The sequence below is a fragment of the Alteribacillus sp. HJP-4 genome (genome assembly GCF_042139015.1).
Lineage (GTDB): Bacteria > Bacillota > Bacilli > Bacillales > Marinococcaceae > JBHIKY01.
Genome location: NZ_JBHIKY010000056.1, coordinates 1 through 1,418, shown reverse-complemented (window position 1 = coordinate 1,418; position 1,418 = coordinate 1). Strand labels below are relative to the sequence as shown.

Annotated in this window: 7 tRNA genes and 1 rRNA gene; all 8 read left to right on the top strand. The window is 46.8% G+C overall.

The features are described 5' to 3' along the window. The first annotated feature begins 41 nt into the window (after positions 1-41). The 8 genes from rrf (at position 42) to ACE4RR_RS21430 (ending at position 1,209) form a co-directional block, all read left to right on the top strand. A 5S ribosomal RNA gene (rrf, locus tag ACE4RR_RS21465) occupies positions 42-158 on the top strand. 7 nt (positions 159-165) lie between these two features. Next, positions 166-241, top strand: a tRNA-Val gene (locus ACE4RR_RS21460). 8 nt (positions 242-249) lie between these two features. Then, a tRNA-Thr gene (locus ACE4RR_RS21455) sits at positions 250-325 on the top strand. Positions 326-685: 360 nt separating this feature from the next. Then, positions 686-761, top strand: a tRNA-Lys gene (locus tag ACE4RR_RS21450). 14 nt (positions 762-775) lie between these two features. Then, positions 776-850 (top strand) — tRNA-Gly (locus ACE4RR_RS21445). Positions 851-858: 8 nt separating this feature from the next. Then, positions 859-935: transfer RNA gene (locus ACE4RR_RS21440), tRNA-Arg, on the top strand. 112 nt (positions 936-1,047) lie between these two features. Further along, a tRNA-Pro gene (locus tag ACE4RR_RS21435) sits at positions 1,048-1,124 on the top strand. A gap of 9 nt (positions 1,125-1,133) precedes the next feature. Continuing rightward, positions 1,134-1,209, top strand: a tRNA-Ala gene (locus ACE4RR_RS21430). Positions 1,210-1,418: the final 209 nt, after the last annotated feature.

Here is a 1,418-nt window from a genome sequence, read left to right as displayed (position 1 = left end):
GGGAATACATTTTCTCCTAAAGGCACCGATGTGCCGCATTGTCCGGTGACGACAGCGAAGAGGTCCCACCCGTTCCCATGCCGAACACGGAAGTTAAGCTCTTCAGCGCTGATGATAATGAAGGGGCGACCCTTTGTGAAAGTAGGACGCTGCCGGGCACGTATCGGAGGATTAGCTCAGCTGGGAGAGCACCTGCCTTACAAGCAGGGGGTCGGCGGTTCGATCCCGTCATCCTCCACCATATCTAATGCCGGTCTAGCTCAATTGGTAGAGCAACTGACTTGTAATCAGTAGGTTGGGGGTTCAAGTCCTCTGGCCGGCACCACTTTCTTTTTTTATGCAAAAAACTAGAAGCGGCAAGCCGTAACTTCTTCGAGTTATCGTCTTATGTGGGATTTGTCGCAACGAGCGAAGCTACTTTGAATAATCCTCGTTTTCCCTGACGATTTGCATCGATAAGAGACTGCCTAAGGAAGGGACAGTATCTTTGACGCAGCATAGCTACAAGTGCACGTTGAAAGCAGTCTATTTGATTCTGCACAAACGAGCCATTAGCGAACCGTAAACACCCTGATTAAACATCACTGTAGGTTTGCGAGGAGTGCGAAGCGTTACGACGAGCACAATCATTAATGGACTTGGTAAACGAGTGCAAAATTATTAATCATAGCACCATTCATAATACGAGCCATTAGCTCAGTTGGTAGAGCATCTGACTTTTAATCAGAGGGTCGGAGGTTCGAATCCTCCATGGCTCACCATTTTAATTTTCAGCGCGGAAGTAGTTCAGTGGTAGAACATCACCTTGCCAAGGTGGGGGTCGCGGGTTCGAATCCCGTCTTCCGCTCCATTTAATACGCGCCCGTAGCTCAATTGGATAGAGCGTCTGACTACGGATCAGAAGGTTAGGGGTTCGACTCCTCTCGGGCGCGCCATTTACTTTAATCATTTATTAAATAATTTATCAATTCATGCGTGTTCTAACAGAACGATAAAATGAGGTTATAAGAGCCTCGGAATTGATTCTCAGCTTATTTTTACAAAGACCGGGAAGTAGCTCAGCTTGGTAGAGCACTTGGTTTGGGACCAAGGGGTCGCAGGTTCGAATCCTGTCTTCCCGACCATCTTATATTGGGGCCTTAGCTCAGCTGGGAGAGCGCCTGCCTTGCACGCAGGAGGTCAGCGGTTCGATCCCGCTAGGCTCCACCAAATAATCTTTAAAAAAGTGGTTGACTCTTTTTTCGCAAGATGATATGATATATCTTGTCGCTTCAAAAAGAGTGACACACAGTGTCCTTTGAAAATTGAATGAAAGTCAAGCGTTTAATTAAAGTAACATCCCCCATCTAATTCAGATGGACAAAGCAAGAAGAGTCAGTACTCTACTATTTATTGGAGAGTTTGATCCTGGCTCAGGA